25 protein-coding genes and 1 pseudogene are annotated in these 17,502 nt (G+C 29.4%); 22 read left to right on the forward strand and 4 right to left on the reverse strand.

The genetic code is table 11. The annotated features are described in order from the left end of the window. The first annotated feature begins 171 nt into the window (after positions 1-171). The 12 genes from ACX6U0_RS00005 to ACX6U0_RS00060 all read left to right on the forward strand — a co-directional run bounded on the left by ACX6U0_RS00005 (position 172) and on the right by ACX6U0_RS00060 (position 7,234). Complete coding sequence (locus ACX6U0_RS00005) at positions 172-498, forward strand: hypothetical protein (protein ID WP_464957957.1); 327 nt, start codon at positions 172-174, stop codon at positions 496-498. An 88-nt stretch (positions 499-586) separates the two neighbouring features. Continuing rightward, positions 587-1,003 (forward strand): hypothetical protein, encoded by a 417-nt coding sequence (locus tag ACX6U0_RS00010; RefSeq protein WP_464957958.1) that lies wholly within the window; start codon positions 587-589, stop codon positions 1,001-1,003. 161 nt (positions 1,004-1,164) lie between these two features. Continuing rightward, positions 1,165-1,713 carry a hypothetical protein gene (locus ACX6U0_RS00015; protein ID WP_464957959.1) on the forward strand — a complete coding sequence of 183 codons (549 nt, stop codon included), beginning with the start codon at positions 1,165-1,167 and terminating at the stop codon, positions 1,711-1,713. Positions 1,714-1,849: 136 nt separating this feature from the next. After that, a complete protein-coding gene (locus tag ACX6U0_RS00020) occupies positions 1,850-2,116 on the forward strand; it encodes a hypothetical protein (protein WP_464957960.1) in 267 nt (88 codons plus the stop codon). Positions 2,117-2,328: 212 nt separating this feature from the next. Then, complete coding sequence (locus ACX6U0_RS00025) at positions 2,329-2,712, forward strand: hypothetical protein (protein ID WP_464957961.1); 384 nt, start codon at positions 2,329-2,331, stop codon at positions 2,710-2,712. Positions 2,713-2,864: 152 nt separating this feature from the next. Beyond that, positions 2,865-3,467, forward strand: a complete 603-nt coding sequence (locus ACX6U0_RS00030; protein WP_464957962.1) for a hypothetical protein — start codon at positions 2,865-2,867, stop codon at positions 3,465-3,467. A gap of 208 nt (positions 3,468-3,675) precedes the next feature. After that, on the forward strand, positions 3,676-3,966 hold the full coding sequence (locus tag ACX6U0_RS00035) for a hypothetical protein (protein ID WP_464957963.1): 291 nt from the start codon (positions 3,676-3,678) through the stop codon (positions 3,964-3,966). 78 nt (positions 3,967-4,044) lie between these two features. Next, the gene (locus ACX6U0_RS00040) at positions 4,045-4,515 is read left to right on the forward strand and encodes a hypothetical protein (protein WP_464957964.1); all 471 of its coding nucleotides are present in this window, start codon (positions 4,045-4,047) and stop codon (positions 4,513-4,515) included. A 165-nt stretch (positions 4,516-4,680) separates the two neighbouring features. Then, positions 4,681-5,256, forward strand: coding sequence for a hypothetical protein (locus ACX6U0_RS00045; protein ID WP_464957965.1), 576 nt, complete (start codon positions 4,681-4,683; stop codon positions 5,254-5,256). A 114-nt stretch (positions 5,257-5,370) separates the two neighbouring features. Then, positions 5,371-5,952: a group-specific protein gene (locus ACX6U0_RS00050; RefSeq protein WP_464957966.1), complete on the forward strand. Its 582-nt coding sequence runs from the start codon at positions 5,371-5,373 to the stop codon at positions 5,950-5,952. Between the two features lie 107 nt (positions 5,953-6,059). Further along, positions 6,060-6,557 (forward strand): NUDIX domain-containing protein, encoded by a 498-nt coding sequence (locus ACX6U0_RS00055; RefSeq protein WP_464957967.1) that lies wholly within the window; start codon positions 6,060-6,062, stop codon positions 6,555-6,557. 221 nt (positions 6,558-6,778) lie between these two features. Beyond that, on the forward strand, positions 6,779-7,234 hold the full coding sequence (locus ACX6U0_RS00060) for a hypothetical protein (protein WP_464957968.1): 456 nt from the start codon (positions 6,779-6,781) through the stop codon (positions 7,232-7,234). Between the two features lie 124 nt (positions 7,235-7,358). Here ACX6U0_RS00060 and ACX6U0_RS00065 read toward each other — a convergent pair whose 3' ends face one another. Then, positions 7,359-7,808: a hypothetical protein gene (locus ACX6U0_RS00065; protein ID WP_464957969.1), complete on the reverse strand. Its 450-nt coding sequence runs from the start codon at positions 7,806-7,808 to the stop codon at positions 7,359-7,361. Between the two features lie 232 nt (positions 7,809-8,040). Here ACX6U0_RS00065 and ACX6U0_RS00070 point away from each other — a divergent pair, with 232 nt between their 5' ends. The 7 genes from ACX6U0_RS00070 to ACX6U0_RS00100 all read left to right on the forward strand — a co-directional run bounded on the left by ACX6U0_RS00070 (position 8,041) and on the right by ACX6U0_RS00100 (position 12,844). Then, the gene (locus ACX6U0_RS00070; protein ID WP_464957970.1) at positions 8,041-8,895 is read left to right on the forward strand and encodes a hypothetical protein; all 855 of its coding nucleotides are present in this window, start codon (positions 8,041-8,043) and stop codon (positions 8,893-8,895) included. Between the two features lie 191 nt (positions 8,896-9,086). Beyond that, a complete protein-coding gene (locus tag ACX6U0_RS00075; protein WP_464957971.1) occupies positions 9,087-9,860 on the forward strand; it encodes a hypothetical protein in 774 nt (257 codons plus the stop codon). Between the two features lie 641 nt (positions 9,861-10,501). Continuing rightward, the gene (locus ACX6U0_RS00080; RefSeq protein ID WP_464957972.1) at positions 10,502-10,858 is read left to right on the forward strand and encodes a hypothetical protein; all 357 of its coding nucleotides are present in this window, start codon (positions 10,502-10,504) and stop codon (positions 10,856-10,858) included. Between the two features lie 104 nt (positions 10,859-10,962). Next, entirely contained in the window at positions 10,963-11,517 is a 555-nt protein-coding gene (locus ACX6U0_RS00085) for a hypothetical protein (RefSeq protein ID WP_464957973.1), read from the forward strand. Positions 11,518-11,685: 168 nt separating this feature from the next. After that, on the forward strand, positions 11,686-12,264 hold the full coding sequence (locus ACX6U0_RS00090) for a hypothetical protein (RefSeq protein WP_464957974.1): 579 nt from the start codon (positions 11,686-11,688) through the stop codon (positions 12,262-12,264). 170 nt (positions 12,265-12,434) lie between these two features. Next, positions 12,435-12,590, forward strand: coding sequence for a hypothetical protein (locus tag ACX6U0_RS00095; RefSeq protein WP_464957975.1), 156 nt, complete (start codon positions 12,435-12,437; stop codon positions 12,588-12,590). Between the two features lie 50 nt (positions 12,591-12,640). Further along, entirely contained in the window at positions 12,641-12,844 is a 204-nt protein-coding gene (locus ACX6U0_RS00100; RefSeq protein ID WP_464957976.1) for a hypothetical protein, read from the forward strand. A 94-nt stretch (positions 12,845-12,938) separates the two neighbouring features. Here the strand turns inward: ACX6U0_RS00100 and ACX6U0_RS00105 are convergent, their stop codons facing one another. From ACX6U0_RS00105 to ACX6U0_RS00115, 3 genes are all read right to left on the reverse strand, one after another. After that, a complete protein-coding gene (locus tag ACX6U0_RS00105; RefSeq protein ID WP_464957977.1) occupies positions 12,939-14,099 on the reverse strand; it encodes a hypothetical protein in 1,161 nt (386 codons plus the stop codon). A gap of 367 nt (positions 14,100-14,466) precedes the next feature. Next, a complete protein-coding gene (locus ACX6U0_RS00110) occupies positions 14,467-15,000 on the reverse strand; it encodes a hypothetical protein (RefSeq protein ID WP_464957978.1) in 534 nt (177 codons plus the stop codon). Between the two features lie 18 nt (positions 15,001-15,018). Next, the gene (locus ACX6U0_RS00115) at positions 15,019-15,309 is read right to left on the reverse strand and encodes a DUF4879 domain-containing protein (RefSeq protein WP_464958855.1); all 291 of its coding nucleotides are present in this window, start codon (positions 15,307-15,309) and stop codon (positions 15,019-15,021) included. Positions 15,310-15,633: 324 nt separating this feature from the next. On the opposite strand from ACX6U0_RS00115, the gene ACX6U0_RS00120 reads away from it, so the two are divergent. The 3 genes and pseudogenes from ACX6U0_RS00120 (at position 15,634) to ACX6U0_RS00130 (ending at position 17,424) form a co-directional block, all read left to right on the forward strand. Then, complete coding sequence (locus ACX6U0_RS00120) at positions 15,634-15,849, forward strand: hypothetical protein (protein ID WP_464957979.1); 216 nt, start codon at positions 15,634-15,636, stop codon at positions 15,847-15,849. Continuing rightward, positions 15,848-16,291: pseudogene (locus tag ACX6U0_RS00125) on the forward strand (HAD hydrolase-like protein); the annotation flags it as partial. The gene ACX6U0_RS00120 and the pseudogene ACX6U0_RS00125, both read left to right, overlap by 2 nt. A gap of 218 nt (positions 16,292-16,509) precedes the next feature. Then, entirely contained in the window at positions 16,510-17,424 is a 915-nt protein-coding gene (locus ACX6U0_RS00130; RefSeq protein ID WP_464957980.1) for a DUF2716 domain-containing protein, read from the forward strand. The last annotated feature ends 78 nt before the right edge of the window (positions 17,425-17,502 follow it).

The following is a 17,502-nucleotide window of genomic DNA, read 5'->3' on the forward strand; positions in this document are numbered from 1 at the left end:
AGTTAAAACAGTGTGGTAGTATTCATAAATCTGAGAATCTTTAATAATGTTCGAAGTGACAGATTTTTAGTAAGACTTCTACCCTTAATCCATTAAAGATATAGAATAAAAGCATCTAAGAAGAGATTTGAATAAAAAACCTAAAATAAAGAAGATTGACAGAGGTATGAAATGAATAGTTCGCTTAAGAAAATAATTAAAGTATTATTAATATCAGTTTTTTATTATTCAATAATTAGCTCATATATAATAGATGGATTGGGCTGGTCCTATTTTGAGAAGTTTTTAAAAACAGAGAAACATTTAGGTTATGATAATAGGGGTCATAAATTTGGTTGGTATGGACCCGATGGGCATTTAAATTATAAAGCAAGTAGTTTTAAAGATGGTGGAATTTTCAGAAAATATAAAGTGACTTTTCTTGATGAAAAAGGAAATAAAATTGAATATTCAGCATTTGAAATGTTTGGTATATTCTTTGATTTATCAAAAAACTAATAAAACTTATAAATATCTTATTCAACTAATTGGCGCTTTAGTTGTACAAAAATTACTTTAATAGTATTTAAAAAAGATGGTGAACTAATTGAAATTAGAGGATCAAATCAAAGTTATCAATAACTTTCATGATGGTAGTATTGTTCCACTTTCAAAAAATCCTAATTTAATAAAATTGAAGATTGAAATTGAATATTTAGCTGAGTTAATTAATAAAAATTTTAATTATTTTATATGTGAATTGATAAATTGTGAAGAAATTTATTTTAAATTTTGGGAAGAAGAAAATTTTGTTTATGATTTAGAAATTATAAATAATTATGAGTTAGAGATTCTAAGTGCGAAAGATGTTGAAGATAAACTGGTGGTAACGTGTCTAACTACTGTAAATAAAGGTGGAGAACTCTTTATAAAAACAGAAAACATAAAAATTTACGACCAAGATGAGAGAGAAATTACATATGGCGAGTTAGCTCAATTAAGCAAACAATATTGGAATACATGAACATTTTTCGTTATTTATTATATAACTAACTACAACTTGATCGACTGTATAGTCGATTTTTTTTTACACTAACTGAAGGTATAGTTGAATAAGAAATGTTATAATTGAGCTTAAAATATGAGACGAAAAATCTTTAATGTTATATATGGGAGAACAATATATTGGAATTCAAAACTAAATCAATTGAGACTAAAATTCTCTTACTTTACGGAGAATACGTTGCACCATACTATCATAGAGAAAAAATAATAAATAAATACCATAATTATTACATGCGTGATATGAATGAACCAAACTTTAACTTAGATGATTATTATGAAGTATATATTGAAGAACGGTATACTGGTTCAAAAAATAGGAACTACTATCCAACAGTTGGGGTAAGAGTAAGAAAAATATATTTTCAAAAATTTATTGAAATCTTTAAATCATTAAAAGGAAATTTAGAAATTTGTACTCGTAATCATGGTCATCCAATGGCACACATAAAAAATATTATGTATGAAGGTTATTGTTATGTATCTGATGAAAATCATGTATTTTTTATTGAGTCTTTCTCTATTGATGATAATGAGGAACAAAGCATTGATTACATTAAATGGTATAAACAGACTCCCGAAAATAAGCGATATCTTAAAGTGAAAAATAATCTTCCATTCGAGAAAGTATTCAAACAATGGATAAAGGAACTTGAGTCATTTTATAACTAAAGCAACAACTTGGATATTAATGTTATTGAACTAACGGCCGCAAGAGTTTAAGATTAGGATCATGAGCTGCATTGTTGTGAAGCCAATAACTTCAACATTACAGAAAGCAGGAACGAAATTATAAAAAGGTGATAATATGTGGGGTTGGATTGTAGCACTAATATTTCTAATTGGTGGAATTGTAGGATGTGTGAATGCATACCTTTATAATTTAGAACGACATAAAAGTGATATTCCTAAGTGGACTTCAACTTTAGTAAATGGTACTTTTATGGATGAATTTTTAAGAGTAACACTCCCTAAGTTACCCTGGTGGGTTACTAAAATTGTATATGCTTTACTTGGTTTGGCACTATTAACTATAGGAATTATTGCGATATTGGTTGAACTAAAAATTGTATAATAATAATTAGCTGTTATTAACATTATAAATATACTGTTGTACAACTAACGAAAGCGTTACTGGAATAACCAGAGTCACAGAGTGGCTCTTTTTTTGTTACCCTAAAAGGGGATTAGTTGAATAAGAAATTTTATTATTTAACCTAAATCATTAAGGAAATGTTACAATTATTTTCATAATAATTGTAAAGAAGAATTGGAGTGTACAACCAGATGAAGCTGATTTGTAAAACCTGTGGAATAAATGTTTCTAAAGAATTAGAGGAATTGAAAAATATCAAATTATTGTATAGTAATGGTGACCAAGAATATATTCGCAAAGGTTTCTATATCCTTGATTTCTCTCCAATTGGTAGGTACTTTCATGGAACTCCTTCTGTATTGAATACAAAAGATTTCTTTATTATTAATATTAAAGATTTAATTAATTCAAGACCTCACCCGAATCCAGATAGATTGAGTGGTTGTTGTGGATTAAGCGGAGATAATGGACATAATATTGTTTGTAAAAATAATCATGAAATAGGGATTAAAGAAGAAGACTGTGCTGGGCCACATTTTGTAGCACTAGATCCAGACTTAGTAAAACGTAATTAAATTAAATACAAATTCAACTAACTGGCGCGTTAGTTAAACAAGATCGCGAGTCGCTATTGCGGCTTTTTTTGTTCAATTAATTGGCAGAATAGTTCAACAAGGAATGATATAATTTATAATTAAGTAATTAATAGATAAGTTAAGGTGATGTAATGAAGAAAGAAGAAATAAACAAAAGATTCTTAGGTGCTACACTAAATGATCTAAGGTTATTGTATAAAATTTTTGGTTCTTTAAAAGTAGATACTCTTGAGACACCTGAATCTATTTTTAAAGGAATTGGAATCTTAGATGTTTTTAGCTTTTGTTTATCAGAGAACGAGGCAAGAAAATACTTATGGATTGATGATTTCGGACAAAAACATGTTGGTAAATACCTGAATTTCATCAGTGATGTTTTTCGGTTAAATCATGGTGAACCTGTCTTTGTTAAAATCGATAAATTTTTGAATGAATTTAACAAGAATAGTGTAATTAATAGAGTAATAAAGGAAGATGAACCAGAAGATCGAACAATATTTTTAAATATTTTATTAAATGATGGGTATTTCTTAAAAGTATATGATTTAAAAGTTTTATATACTCTTGTTAAGTTAATTGCAAGGGAAGATGTACTTTCGACATTCTATTTTCCAAAAACGGAAACGGTCTTGATTGGAAATTATGATCTTAGTTTACCTCTATATTCAAAAAAGGAACTAATGTTCAAAGAATACGAAAAATTGGCGCATAAAAGTAATTTGTATATAAGATGAATTTAAGTTTTTCTAATGTAACTAACTGGCGCGTTAAATAAATAAGGTTATGTTTTCTATTGCACCATTTTTAGTACCAAAATGTACAAGGATGTTTAATTGATATAGGAAATAAAGGAATTTAAAACAAGCAAATGGAAATATACTTATGTAAGAATTTGGAAATTTTATAAAGGGATTTATTACATAAGGAATGGAGTAATAGTTAATGAATAAATACAGTGTATTTTCTTTTCTATCTTTAGGTGTATTTATACTATTGTCATATTTACTAATTAATGGCTCATATGGATCATTCGGTCAATTTGGAAGATTAATAATCGTTTCATTGATTGTTTTGCCTGTAATTGGATCTTTAACAGGATTAAAGGGTAAAAAGGGGATAGTAAAATGGGTACCCATAGCTTTTAACTTTATTGCAATTTGCTCAGTAGTCTACATTTTTCTACTTGCATATGGGCTAGGAGAAAATAAATTAAACTTAGTATTTCTTATATAACTAACTGGCGCGTTAGTAAAATATAAACGGACTTATTTATTTACAAAAGGGTATTTAAATTAAAGAAGGAGTTAGTTGATGATACTTCTTAACGGTATTACAGGCAATTATGAAAAACAAGATAGGCCACCCAATAATGATGGTAAACAATTTAAAAAGATTTGTCATAGTATCATAAACAGTAATGGAGGGAAAGTGATAAAATTTACAGAACCACAAATAGATACGAATTTCTATATTGTGGAAGTTAATGTTTTCAGTAAACATTTTTACATTCTATTGAATAGCCATTATCCATTTGTAGCTTTTGCTACAAATGTTGATTTAGGTGAAATTAAATTTATTGATGAACCACGATTAGTAAATGAGTTTAACGTTTTTTATAGAGTTTTAAGTACAAATGAGCTAAACGAACCATTGAATATAAAGTTAGGATCAAAAAAGAATATTATAGAAAATGAAAATGATTTGAATAGAGCAGAATTGAAACAAATAGCCTTTTGGCAACCCAACAGAATTGGTGATGTAATTTTTAATCAGTGGGATTAAAAGGCTTTAAAATATCAAATTCTTATGTAACTAACGGATGCGTTAGTTGCATTACATGAGTTACTTCGGTAACTCTTTTTTTGTTGGTTAACTGGCAGATTCGTTTTATAAGGATAGTAGGAATAGGCTTGGATAAAATAATCAATAAATAGAAAAAGGGTGATTATGTTGAATAAGTTTATTTCTCTTATATTTATATTTTTGACATATATTTTTGTATCATTTAATGGTACGGTTTATGCAAACTCAAACCATAAAACTCGCACCTTAGAAGAATCTTATTCCGAACTTGGATATGTATCCGTCGATAAAGCTGTAAAAGCATTTGAACAACATTTTAAACATAACTTAGAACTACCATTGAGAGTCCCACCAATTCCATTTACTCATGTTTTTGGACGATTTAATGATTTGGAAGGCGAACAGAATGACTCGTTTGAAATGGAATTTATTAATGAGGAGTCATCAGGAAATCATTTCTTTATTAATGTAAGGCCTTCAGAGTATAGGATGAAAATATTTGATAAGGACGTAGTAAGAGTATATAAACTTAAGAACGGAGAAAAGGCAACATATATGAATATTAGAGGTGCCAATCTATTAGTATTTGAACGAGGTAATTTCAATTATATATTTAGTGCAAACGGAAAAATCTCGGAAAAAGTGACCCCTGAAATATTAGTTCAAATAGCCAATTCTATTGATTATTCAACAAGACAATCCAAAGAGGACTTTAACTAACGGATGCTTTATTTATATAACACGATCGACAAATAAGTCGGTCTTTTTTTTGTGTGCTGGCAATATAGTTCAATTTGAAGGACTAAATAACTAAAAATAGAATAATGAAAGAGTATGGAAAAAGGGGGAGATTTTATTAAATACGTTTATCATATGGTTCCAAAAAATATGAGTGGAGAAACACTTATGTCCTTAAATAAAATAAAGCTTATGGATTCAGAACTATATAAACATTATGCAAAAAAGTACTATGACCACCCTGAACGACCAAAACTTTTGGAAAAAGAAATTCCAAAATTGAATTGCCTGTGGAATGATGTTATTCATTTACTACCTTTACATCCACATCTTGTTTATGATGCCCTTAGAACTGTTGGTGTTAAAGTAAAAATGGATTTAATGTTTTATAAAATCCCGACTAAAAACTTAGTAAATAATAAGAATGTGGTTTATTTATACAGTAAAGAAAATTATATAGGACCTGCTGCGAGAATAAATAGCGAAGATGTTCATTTTATAGATATAGAGGAATATGAAGAAATTACTGAGTTTCCAATAGATACCCGAAATTACTATGTGGAAGAAAATAAGAAAGGCAATAAGTTTGGAGTGTTTCCATTTATTCCTCACATTCTAAGCTTAGGAGAAGTAAGTGTATTAGAAGCAGAGGTAATAAACTGGAGTGTATTCAACTAGTAATCCATATTATCCTTATGAAACTAACACTATATTTATCTGAATTAGTTTCTGTGAACGAAGATCGTTTTTTATTGACGATAATGATGATAAAGTGGGGATTAACAATGAATTGGGAAGAGTCTTATATCGGAAAACTAAGAAATCTTGTAGGTAATCAAAAATTAATAGTCCCGTCAATTAGGGCAATTATAGAAGACCAGAAGGGAAACATCCTCTTTATTGAGAGAAAAGGTGGAGGTAGGTGGGGGATGCCTGCTGGCTCAATAGAATTAGATGAATCTATTTTCGAATGTTTAGTTCGAGAGGTAAAAGAAGAAACAGGTTTAGAAGTAATTTCTGGAAAAGTAATTGCAATCTATTCTAATCCGAAGTATGGTCAGAAAAATAAGTTTGGTGATGAGTACCAATTATTTGAATTCTTGTTCTTGGTTGATAAATGGCAGGGTTCTTTGATTAAATGTACAGATGAAACAAGTGATGCCGAATTTTTTTCTATAGACGAAATTCCTCAAAACACTAATGAATTTTGGCAATTATTTCATAAGGAAGTCATTAATGACTATAAACAATTCAAAAACAATGAGAGATTAATATTAAAATAACAGGATAGGTTGGGAAAACAGAGAAAGTTTCCCCCTGATTAGTAACAGTAACAACATTAAATTCAACAGAGCTTTTATATTAAAGAAATTTCTTATTGAACTAACGGATGCGTTAGTTGTAGATCACGAGCTGCTAAAATGCAGCTTTTTTTATTAGATAACTAACAGAATAGTTCAACTTAAATTGGTATAATAAACATACACATTTAACGAGGTGACCTATGAAAAAATATGAAAAAATGTTATTAGGGATTAATGAAAAGGACCTTAACTGTTTCGCTAATAAAGGAGAATGGTTATATATAGCAAGTAAAAAGGATACAAAGAAAGGCCTATTTAGACTACCAAGTAGTTTTCATTACTTTGTCTCATTAAACAAAGAGCGTATGCCTTCTGAGATTGGAGTAGTAAAGAAAATTGATGGTCATATAACTGCGAAAGATTTAGCAGAGCTTGATTTTATAAGTAGAAAAAAAGATGTTACTACCATCAATGATGAAGTAATTGCAGAGTACGAATGGTTTCTGGATAAGGTTAATGCTCAACCCGAACATACTCCTATGGGAGTAACTTGGTTTGAAAGGATCTTTCCTAAAAAAGAAAAGGAATTGAGAGTTCATAAGAAGTTCTTTAGTGGTTTAAGTAAAGAAGAGAAAGAAGAGTTATTTGTAAATTAATATTTCTTATTGAACTAACTGGCGCTTTAGTTTCATAGCAAAACATGCTATGAGACACTTTTTTAAAGTAAGGTCAGCTAAGTAGAAAGAGTAACAGAACATCCATATTGAGGATGTTCTGTTCTTATTTAATTAATGAACCTCCACTTGCACTTCCACCAATTATTCCGATGCATGTCTCTGCATCAATAATTGTATATTTAAATTCTGATTCTTTTCTGGATTCTCTTGATGTTAAAAATAAATAAACTTGTCTTTTTGAATGTATTTTTGTATCTTTCGTTAATGTTTCTAATGGTACAATACGTTTATAGACTCCTAGTTTATTTTGTAGTAAACCTGGTAAGTCTTTATATAAGATTAAAGCTCTTATATTTATGGTTGCATTTGAATATTCGGTGTAAGCATTTGGATCATTTGAAACCATTTTTGTATAAAATTTATTAGCACTTTTAAATTTTTGATGTTCATTAGCATGTGAATAATCACCACGAGTTTGCATTGCTGAAATTGGTGTCACAATAACAAACATTAAAGATACAAATAAAATTAAAAAGCCTAGTAATTTTTTCATATACCTACTCCTTTTACTAAAGGATTTTCTAAAATGCTAAAAATTATTAATATAGCTGATTAAAATTTATTGAACTAACTTAGCGTTAGTTCAACATCAATTGACTACATCGGTAGTCTTTTTTGCTGCACTAACTGGTAGCAAAGTTCATTATAAGAGTAGTTTTTTTGATAGTAAAGGTGTAGCCTGGGGAACATAATAGCAAAAAAATACTCAAAAGGCTGTTGATTAGATGAAAACCAAATGGTATTTAACCATATTTATTTTGATATTTATAATTGTAGGTCCAGTTGCTTATGCTGCGACTCCTTTTAAGGTGTTTCTGAATGGACAGCCCGTTTTCGGAACTAATTCCATTGTACGAATCATAGAAGGGTTGCCCTTCGTTTCTATTCATTCAATAAGTAGCGAACTTAAACTAGATGTCGATTATGACGAGAAAAATAAGACGATTCATATTTCAAATAAAGGAGAACCGCAATCTGAAGTAGTGGCCACACTAAAGAAAGCAAAAGCAACTCTTTATGCTACAAAAAGGGAAGGGAATTTAGAAAAATTTAGATTGGAGATCGATGGAAAGGTTAGTTGGTATCCATATTGGAGAAATTCTGATTTTCCTTCATTTGGACCTAGATTATTTTTTGAAGATATTAACCAGGATGGAAAAGAAGAGTTAGTCATCATTTTAACCACTGGACATGGCACAGGCATTATGATTACAGAAGTTCATGTATTACATAAAACGAAGACAAATATTGGAGAAATATATGAAGAGAAATTAGTTGATAATCCAGAGGCGATTATATATAAGAATGTAAAAACTAAAAAGTTATCAAATGACAAAGTGGAAATAACAATAGGTAAGAAGAAAATAGTTGATAAGATCGATAAATCCATGGGAGAAGAGAGCGTTGAATTTTCTGTATTTAAAAACGAGCTTGTGGTTTATATGCGCGGTCATCTTTCCCCTCCTCCAGAAGGTGGGATTCTTATTTCATATCAGTTGAAGGAGAATATGTACCAATTAAAAAAGATAGAATATATAAAAAATCGTCCGGATTTTATCATGGAGGGTTCATTTCAATAAAAATAAATTGGAGAATTCTTCAATTTAGAATTCCCTTACCTCTTCAACTAACTGATGCTTTAGTTGAACAAATGATCGACTGTTTAGTCGATTTTTTTTTATGGGCAACTATCTGTTTTTGATAATTAAGTATTCAGCATTAATATTTGGGGAAAATATCTAAAACCTTATATCTAAAGGGGGCATAATTCTTGAAAAGACAAGTAATAACTGGTCTGTTTCTTTCTCTAATATTTTCTCCTATGTTATTAGTAAAGGCTGATGCCAAGCCAAGATTGAATGGAATTCGCCCACTAAAAACTGAGGAAGTTAATTCTGTACAAGTAAAGCAGTTATCTGGAGGATCTCGGATATTTCAAATAAATGATGGTTATGAAGAAGTTATTATCGGAAAGGTTATTAATTGGATTAACTCATCAAGACCAGCCAATGGTGTTACCAATTTTGAATCTTATAAATCTCCAGTACAACTTATCGTTAAAATGCAAAACGGCGATATTGCATTTATAGAACCTATTTTCCACTGTATTAAAAACGGTGGAAATACTTGCACAATAGTAGATGGTGAGGTTTTATATACCCACAATAATGTAAAAGTACCGTTAAAATCAGAAGCACTATATGATTGGCTTTTAGTGGGGTGGAAAAATGAAAGCTATGGAGCCCCTAAAGAAGAGTTATATGATGAAACATTATATTTCAGGTATTTTACTTATCTTGATAATAAATACTCTGATTTTATTATGTGTCCAAGGATAGACAGTATTGAAAGAATTGCTGGTGACACTCGAAGACATATCGTTCAAGCAAGTGCTTTAAACTATGGAGCCCATCACGGCGATGTTCCCTATGATAGAATACGTATAACGTTGTCCGATACGCCAGAAAATGGTGTTAAAATTACTAATGTCTCATTAGAAAAAGGTATCTCAGGAAAAGAAAGTCGTATTCAATGTAGGAGGTAGAGCAAAAACTCTTTTTCAAACAGTGATTCCCTTCAATAAAAAGTTAACAATGATATGTAACTAACGGATGCGTTAGTTGAACAACCAGGAACTGCTTATGCAGTTCTTTTTTTATACTAACTGCCGAATTGTTGAATTAGAATGCTATAATATGTTAGATGATAAATTTGATCAATTACATGAAATGGAAGAACGGAACGGACAAACTTGAAAAAATATTCATTTAGAGGTGTTTATTATTAAAGAAGAAGGATCGAGAGCCACGCTATATCTCGGAGATGGATACGGTTTATTAAATTTAATTTTAGTAATTTTAATTTTTTTAATTATAGTATTTTATTCTTTTTATATATTAAGAAAACTATTACTTAGATTTAGATTATATAACAGAGTTGTTTTTGTTGGAATAATATTATTGTTCATAGGAGTTATCTCCGTAGCAATTTATTCTATCTTCTTTTCTTATTGAACTATTGATAGCGTTAGTTAAAGAACATTAGCTGCTATATTGCAGCTTTTTTAAATGAAAAATCATTATTCTAGTACGTATTAAACTAACAAGCTAGGAGGCGAATTTTATTAAAATAAAAATTTTTTTCATATGTATTGGGCTAATTTTTATAGGTTTCTTAGTAAATTTTTTGTTTTTTAGCAGTGATGAACGAAAATCAATTTCTGCAGATAAGTTAGACTGGGGTTATTTAATAGATAGTGATGTAAACTCGAAAGCAGATTATGTTTTAGTAATTACAAATAATACAAAATTTAAAATAGCAGATGAAGAAGGATTTTGTAAAATAATGTATCGCAATAAAGATAAAATTTTTTATAAAAAAAATGAAAATAGTATAAAAATTTATTTTAGATTTAGTAAATCAGATCCTCTCGTACCAAACTTTGTGTATGAGCCTGATCAATATGAAGGAAAAGAATCAACCTTTTATGTAGATGAATCTTTATTATCAGAACTAGAAAAACTAAGAATAAAAACTGAATAAATTGCTTATTAACATAATTTCTTATGCAACTAACTGGCGCTTTAGTTGAATTGGAAAATCTTAGTCGGGAAAAATATCCTATAAAACTTATAGGAGGAAAATCCGTGCTAAGAGTAAGAGGTACTATCATCATTTTTTCGATTCTTTTCCTGCTTGTAATCTTAACAAGTTCTGTTCAAGCACAAAAAAAGAACGAACCGTTTAATGTCGTTAAACAATATATAAACGATATCGATAAACATAACTGGTATTCGATTCCTAACTTGTGGGTAAAAGATTCAGAGTTGCTTGGTTTTATTCAAAGTAAGCATAATCAAAAATACAAGTATGGTCTGTTTGGTAGACAGCAAGCAAAGTTGAAACTATGGAAAGAGTTACCTTATTCGTATGCTTCACAATATTTAGCGTCTGTTTATATAGAAAAATATAAGAATCCTAGAGTGTTTTATGTAGGTGTTGATTACAAAGTTTATAAAGAAAATGAGTATCAACTTAATGGAGTTAACTATATTTTTATTACCACTGTTCTGGAAAATGGTAAATGGAAAATCGTAACGGAAACCCTACCACCTATTAATTCGTTGATCAAAGATGGTTTTGGATTCGGAACTGATGATGAAAAAACATTTGATGAAAGACGAATGAAATTTATTAATTGATCTGTTAAATTTAATTAATCCATATACAACTAACTGGCGCGTTAGTTGAAGATCCAGAGCAGTTATTGGCTGCTTATTTTATTTAAGTATTTGGCAGGATTGTTAAATAAGAATTTTGAATACCTATAGAAAAGAGGATGATAAATATAAAAATTAGAGGTGAAATATTTGATAATAACTTGTGATGCAACATGTGATATGGGATTTTATTATGTAATACCACCTTCCGACGATAGACTACTTTACTTCCAAAATAAGGAAAACAAGTTGACTAATTATGTAGATAAATCAAAGTTAATTATACCTAATTCATTTAGGGATGATATTAAATACAAGTTAAGCAACATGAAATTATCTAACAAGACTTATAAGAAGGCACTTAGAGGAGAAGAAATAGACGCTGAGTTCATAAATGAACTTGATAAAAATGGTAATTTAAGAGGGATAGAATTATCTTTAACAAAGGAAAGGTTAGTTTATTTGGTAGAACACAATGCATTCAACTGTTATCGATTTAATTGGCTAGGCAAAGAGTACAAACTTCATACTCTTGATATAGAAGTCGAAGTATTCAATACTCAAAATATTATCTACCCTTTTTCAAATGAAAATGATAGCTTTGCAATTGTAAAAGTAGTAAAACGAAATAGTAACGTAGGTGTTATAGTGGGGATAATTACGATGAGGGAAGACATTTATCCAACTGAGTATATGATAAATCCGCTGTTTATATTAAGTGAATATTAGTGTTGGATCGAACTAAGAAAAGATAGAATTTTATATAACTAACTGGCGCGTTAGTTGAACAAGGATGGACTACTTCGGTAGTCCTATTTATTTTGCTAGTGGGCGTACAGTTGAATATAGAGTATAATAATTTTTGTCGCATAAAAATAAGGCTTCTAGGAGAATGATTAATGGGTAATTTTAGTTTAATAAATGCATTAATAGACTTGGCAATTTTATTTTTAATAGGGTATGCAATATTTAAGATTGTTAAAAAAATCAAGGGATTATCAAATAAAAAGATGAATGAATTAGAAAAGAGAATTAGCGATTTAGAGAAAAAATAATTAAAATCCATAATTTTAGATAGTATGAATTAAATGGTATGGAGGAAATTATGGAAAAAGAAACTGTTACAATATCAGCCATTAATTGGTTTGATATAGGTTATCAAATAGTGATTTTTGTTCTAATAATATTTGGTATTATATTTCTTACTAAGATAATCTTTAAGGAATATAGAGTAAACAAAAGTAAAAAAATAATTGAACTTGAAAATAGGATTGAAAGTCTTGAAAAACAGTTAAATAAATATAATTAAATTATACTAACGAACTAACGGATGCGTTAGTTGAATTAGAAATAGAGGATGATCATTTATCGACTATCCTCTATTCCAATATTTGGTAGTTTAATTAATAAAGGTACCATTTAGGTGCGGGACCATGCAATTCATCCAATTCTTTAAAACAATTATTTTCTAAGTAATCTATCACCACACAAAAGTTGGTAACAACTTTTTCTAATGTCTCCACATCAGATATTGGAAATGTATCACCCAAAGAATTCTCTACGCATGGTATGTGCGAATAATCGTATTTCCAACCAGGACCTTCTAAAATAACATTACAACTCAAATCATAGAACCATTTACCAGAATCGAATTCAATTACGATTCTGTTGTTATTTTCGGTAGTCTTTCCGTAAACAAGCATGCCTGAAAAACCCTCTTTAGGTAGATGTTTATATCCGAGTTTTTTTATTACACTAGAAATTGTTTTCTTCCTAGGGATATTATGTTCACTTGAACTTGACTTTTTTTCTTTTAAATCAAAAGGGTATGACATTAATTCCATTATGTTGTTTCGACTGTATGTTGTTTCTAACAGTTTATTTCCTGCAGCAGTTACCTCAGCAATTTTATTCTTTTCGTCTTCGTTAAATACACATTCAAACGTATCTCTTTTAATTCGCCCAAGATTGGTAAGAGTTTCTTTGGTGTCTTTAGACAATGATGGTAAAGTAGAACAATCAACACTTGGTAATCCCCTTGCGATTTTGGCATTCAAAAGGATGTCTCTTTTTGGGGTCCACCAGTTATTAACCAAAATAATTGAATTATCGTCTAAAGCAGAATCGTTATTCTTTTCATCAGACCAATCTAATCCGCAAAAAGCAAATAATGATTTATGGCAAGGGTAAGATCGAGGTATTCCAAGTGCAATTTTCTTTAACACCTCAAAACTAACATCCTCAAAACACTTTCCATTAAATTCTGGATATAATGAGAATTTATTGTGAGAAGGTAAATTTGTTAGCGCTTTGAATCTACTGATTTTATCTGGGTTATTTTCTTCTAAAACGATTTCAAATTTCTTTAATTCAGGAAACCTTTTAAGTATCCGACTTACCGAAGATACACTCCCTTCGTATGTGTATGAAGAATCCGAGATAAAGAAGTAGTTCTTTGTATCTTCTTTTCTATGTCTATTTAATGCATCTTCTATTTTGTCTAATATCATATCTATTTTGTCATTCTTATTCAGAGAATAGTTAATGTGTTGAATCAATTTCATGGCTTAAGATGCTCCTTTGAAAGAAAATGTCTTTAGAATAATTATAACATACCGAATTTTACGAATATTTAATATTTATAGAGGTTTTTAACAACACTCTGAAAGTAATGTTGCTGAATAGGTGTGTATGGAGTATTAAGATTTATACTTTAAAGAATTTTAGATAGAACGATAAAAAAATTAAAGATTTATATACTTCCTTATTCAACAAACGGATGCGTTAGTTGAGGACCTTGAGTATGGATAGGGATTACAAAGATAAAACTGATTTTGTAAAAGTTGAAGAAGTTAAAACATCATTGTAAATAGAAAAAAGGGCAACTTTTTCAGTTGCCCTTTTACCATCTTTAAGAGGTACGATTTTATATTATTTTTTATGATTAGTATACATTTCATTAAATGAACTTAGTTTTATTCTATGTTTATCGATGTTATTTAAAATTTCAGTTACTTTAACACTGTCTTGAAGTCCTTCAGAAAAACTACTTTTTTCTAATTTTAAGTGACTATTAAAAGCTGCTAGCCAGTTCCTTCTACCATTTGAGGTTGGGAAGAAACGGTCTTGCGAACCTGGTGGTAATACATCTCTATACGTTTCAAAATCGTTTGCTAAAATTAATAACCCCATTTTAGCAAATTCTTTCTCGGTAATGTTTCCACTCTTAAATAAATCTAAACTTAAATTTTGAATTTCTTCCTTAGTACAATTAGTAACATCAATATTTTTAGCTAACTCTCCGTATTCAATATTTGAAAAATTAAATTTGTTATCTAAAGTAGATTTCGTTATATTATTCAATGAATTACTTTCGTCATATTCAATTTTATACTTACTTTTATCAATCAAATGATTAGACTTTAGACTAGAAAATGCATGAACAGAATATGAGTTAACGCGCATAAAATACCTTCTCTCTAATTATTGAATGTTTAAAGTATCACTCATTGTGTTCCATGGTGAGTTTTGAGATGTTGCTTGATATTTAAATAGACCTGATTGTTTTCCTGAAGCATTCCATTTATATAAAAATCCGTCAACAATTGTATCCCCATCGACATCTACTGGTGTAGAAGCAATTAATGTAAGAATTGTTCCATCGAAAGTAGCAGTTTTACTTGAACTATACCCTTTTTGGAAGGTAGTAATGTACATAAAGCTTCCACCATGATCTTTTGTTGTTGTTGTTGTTGTTGTTTGAGATGCTGTAATTGATTCTGTTCCACCTAATTCAGATTGAACCTCTTTAACTTCTAAAGTAGTAAAGGTGGTGCAGAAGCTGAATTAATACTTACTCCCAATGAAACCCCTAAAAATGTTACGATACCAAAAATTTTCTTTAACATTTTATTACCCCTTATATTCTATAAATCGTACCACGGTAATCAATATTAAAGGATAATTATGGTAATTTATACAAAATAATGGAAAATAATTACAAATACCTATTTTAAGAATTAAGAAAAAACCTGATTTTTATACAACTAACTGGCGCGTTAGTTGTATAAAATCCAAATTTATATGGACGGTTAAATTATGACACTGAGTAAAAAAAGTTCAAGAAGAATAGTAGTTAATGAAGAAAATTACCTTTGGACAATCTCTCCAAGCAGTAATTATGTAGTTTTAATAGCAGAATTTGAAGGAGTTAAAGGTAGAAGGTTAGAGGTAAAAATACAAACCGATATAAATAGTTTCTGGATAAACTTTCCTGAAGTGTCTGATTTAAACTTAAAGATAGTTTATCCTTAAAAGGTTTAAGGTAAAGGGAATGTTTGAGAATGAATTATATTCTAACATTCCATCTTTATTAAAAACGTTAAAAGAACAACAATTTACTTTAGTAGTTGCAACTTCAAAACCTACTGTTTTTTCTGAGGAAATCCTAAATTATTTTAATATTGATCATTACTTTGATCTTGTTGTGGGAAGCAATCTTGATGGAACTAGAACATCAAAAACTGAAATTATACAATACATATTAGATAAGTACAAAGAGTATAAATTAAATGATTTTATAATGATTGGTGATAGGAAGCACGATATTATTGGAGCAATTAATACTGGAATAGACTCTATTGGAGTTACTTATGGATATGGTTCATTTGATGAACTAAGTCATTCAAATCCTACGTATATTGTAAAAAGTGTAGATGAGTTGGCTAAGGTATTGATTGGAAGTCTAGTAAAGTAATATACATATTTTTTGTACAACTAACTGGCGCGCTAGTTCTACAAAACGAGTTGCTTGCAGCTCGTTTTTTTGTTGCAGTAAATGGCACTTTAGTTAAAAAAATAAAGGACTGTTTCTGCAGTTCTTTTTTTATTTTACAGATTGGCAGATTAGTTAAAAAAGAGATGATATAATCAATCAAGGAATAATTAATAAAAAGTATAATATGAGGTCATTTTATGGAATTAGAAGAAAAACAATTTGCACTAAATGCATTAAAGAGAATGTTTATTGGTAGTCAATTAGATGGAATTAGATTTGGATTGAGCTCTGAAAATACATTTGTGTATTTTAAACATTACTCTAATCCAGATCCTGAATTATTATGGATCGATATCAAGGCGAAGTGGAGTATATTTCTACCTAATACAACTGATTTTCCAAATAGAGAAAAAGAAATAGAAAGTTTATCAGAAGATAAACAATATAAGTTACTTTTCGATTTAAGAAGAGAAGAAATATTAGATATAAGATTAGGAGATACTGCTCCTCACCTCTTAATAACTTTTGAATCAGGAAAAATCTTATTTATAAATGGTAACTATGAATCAAATATTTGTTGGAGAGCCGGAGATGGTGAAGGATACGGTGATAATGAGTGGTTTGTTGTACCCTTACCGGGTAATGGGATTGTAGCAGATGTTCCTAAATGGATACCATTAGATAATATAGAAAGAAACCAAATTTGGAATAATTTTGATAGGGTAATTAATTTTAATCCAAGTACTACTAATTTTCCATCATTTATTTTACCATCACCTTATATTACATTTGATATATCAGAAGGGGATTGGTCCGAAGAAGATGATGAACTGATTTTAAAAGCACTTCAAAATTGCACAAATGAAAGTGAAACAATTTATGCGTTAGATTGGAATCATACGTGCTACAAAGGAAAAGATTTATTAGATGTAAATGAATTACCAATACCTTTGTTTCCAGATGGAGATTATTACTTTTTTGTAAATGAAAATGTCACCTGGGGATATTTAGCTCATCCTTGGGAACAGTCAGTTACTATTTATGGTGAATTAGTTTCAAAAATTAAAGAGCATAGACCAGATAATTTTAAGAAAATTATAAGACAAGGATAGTAATTCAAGGCTTTTATAAAAAGTACTGAACATTTTACTAGGCTGTTCAATTAACGAGCGCGTTAGTTGAACAACATG

The sequence above is a fragment of the Gottfriedia sp. ABJ_BB2_2 genome (assembly GCF_055484705.1).

Coding starts and splice junctions, on each gene's coding strand:
- ACX6U0_RS00055 (WP_464957967.1), top strand. CDS start 6,060: ATGAATTGGGAAGAGTCTTATATCGGAAAACTAAGAAATCTTGTAGGT.
- ACX6U0_RS00030 (WP_464957962.1), top strand. CDS start 2,865: ATGAAGAAAGAAGAAATAAACAAAAGATTCTTAGGTGCTACACTAAAT.
- ACX6U0_RS00065 (WP_464957969.1), bottom strand. CDS start 7,808: ATGAAAAAATTACTAGGCTTTTTAATTTTATTTGTATCTTTAATGTTT.
- ACX6U0_RS00035 (WP_464957963.1), top strand. CDS start 3,676: ATGAATAAATACAGTGTATTTTCTTTTCTATCTTTAGGTGTATTTATA.
- ACX6U0_RS00040 (WP_464957964.1), top strand. CDS start 4,045: ATGATACTTCTTAACGGTATTACAGGCAATTATGAAAAACAAGATAGG.
- ACX6U0_RS00070 (WP_464957970.1), top strand. CDS start 8,041: ATGAAAACCAAATGGTATTTAACCATATTTATTTTGATATTTATAATT.
- ACX6U0_RS00095 (WP_464957975.1), top strand. CDS start 12,435: ATGGGTAATTTTAGTTTAATAAATGCATTAATAGACTTGGCAATTTTA.
- ACX6U0_RS00110 (WP_464957978.1), bottom strand. CDS start 15,000: ATGCGCGTTAACTCATATTCTGTTCATGCATTTTCTAGTCTAAAGTCT.
- ACX6U0_RS00025 (WP_464957961.1), top strand. CDS start 2,329: ATGAAGCTGATTTGTAAAACCTGTGGAATAAATGTTTCTAAAGAATTA.
- ACX6U0_RS00120 (WP_464957979.1), top strand. CDS start 15,634: ATGACACTGAGTAAAAAAAGTTCAAGAAGAATAGTAGTTAATGAAGAA.
- ACX6U0_RS00100 (WP_464957976.1), top strand. CDS start 12,641: ATGGAAAAAGAAACTGTTACAATATCAGCCATTAATTGGTTTGATATA.
- ACX6U0_RS00050 (WP_464957966.1), top strand. CDS start 5,371: ATGGAAAAAGGGGGAGATTTTATTAAATACGTTTATCATATGGTTCCA.
- ACX6U0_RS00060 (WP_464957968.1), top strand. CDS start 6,779: ATGAAAAAATATGAAAAAATGTTATTAGGGATTAATGAAAAGGACCTT.
- ACX6U0_RS00105 (WP_464957977.1), bottom strand. CDS start 14,099: ATGAAATTGATTCAACACATTAACTATTCTCTGAATAAGAATGACAAA.
- ACX6U0_RS00045 (WP_464957965.1), top strand. CDS start 4,681: ATGTTGAATAAGTTTATTTCTCTTATATTTATATTTTTGACATATATT.
- ACX6U0_RS00005 (WP_464957957.1), top strand. CDS start 172: ATGAATAGTTCGCTTAAGAAAATAATTAAAGTATTATTAATATCAGTT.
- ACX6U0_RS00020 (WP_464957960.1), top strand. CDS start 1,850: ATGTGGGGTTGGATTGTAGCACTAATATTTCTAATTGGTGGAATTGTA.
- ACX6U0_RS00130 (WP_464957980.1), top strand. CDS start 16,510: ATGGAATTAGAAGAAAAACAATTTGCACTAAATGCATTAAAGAGAATG.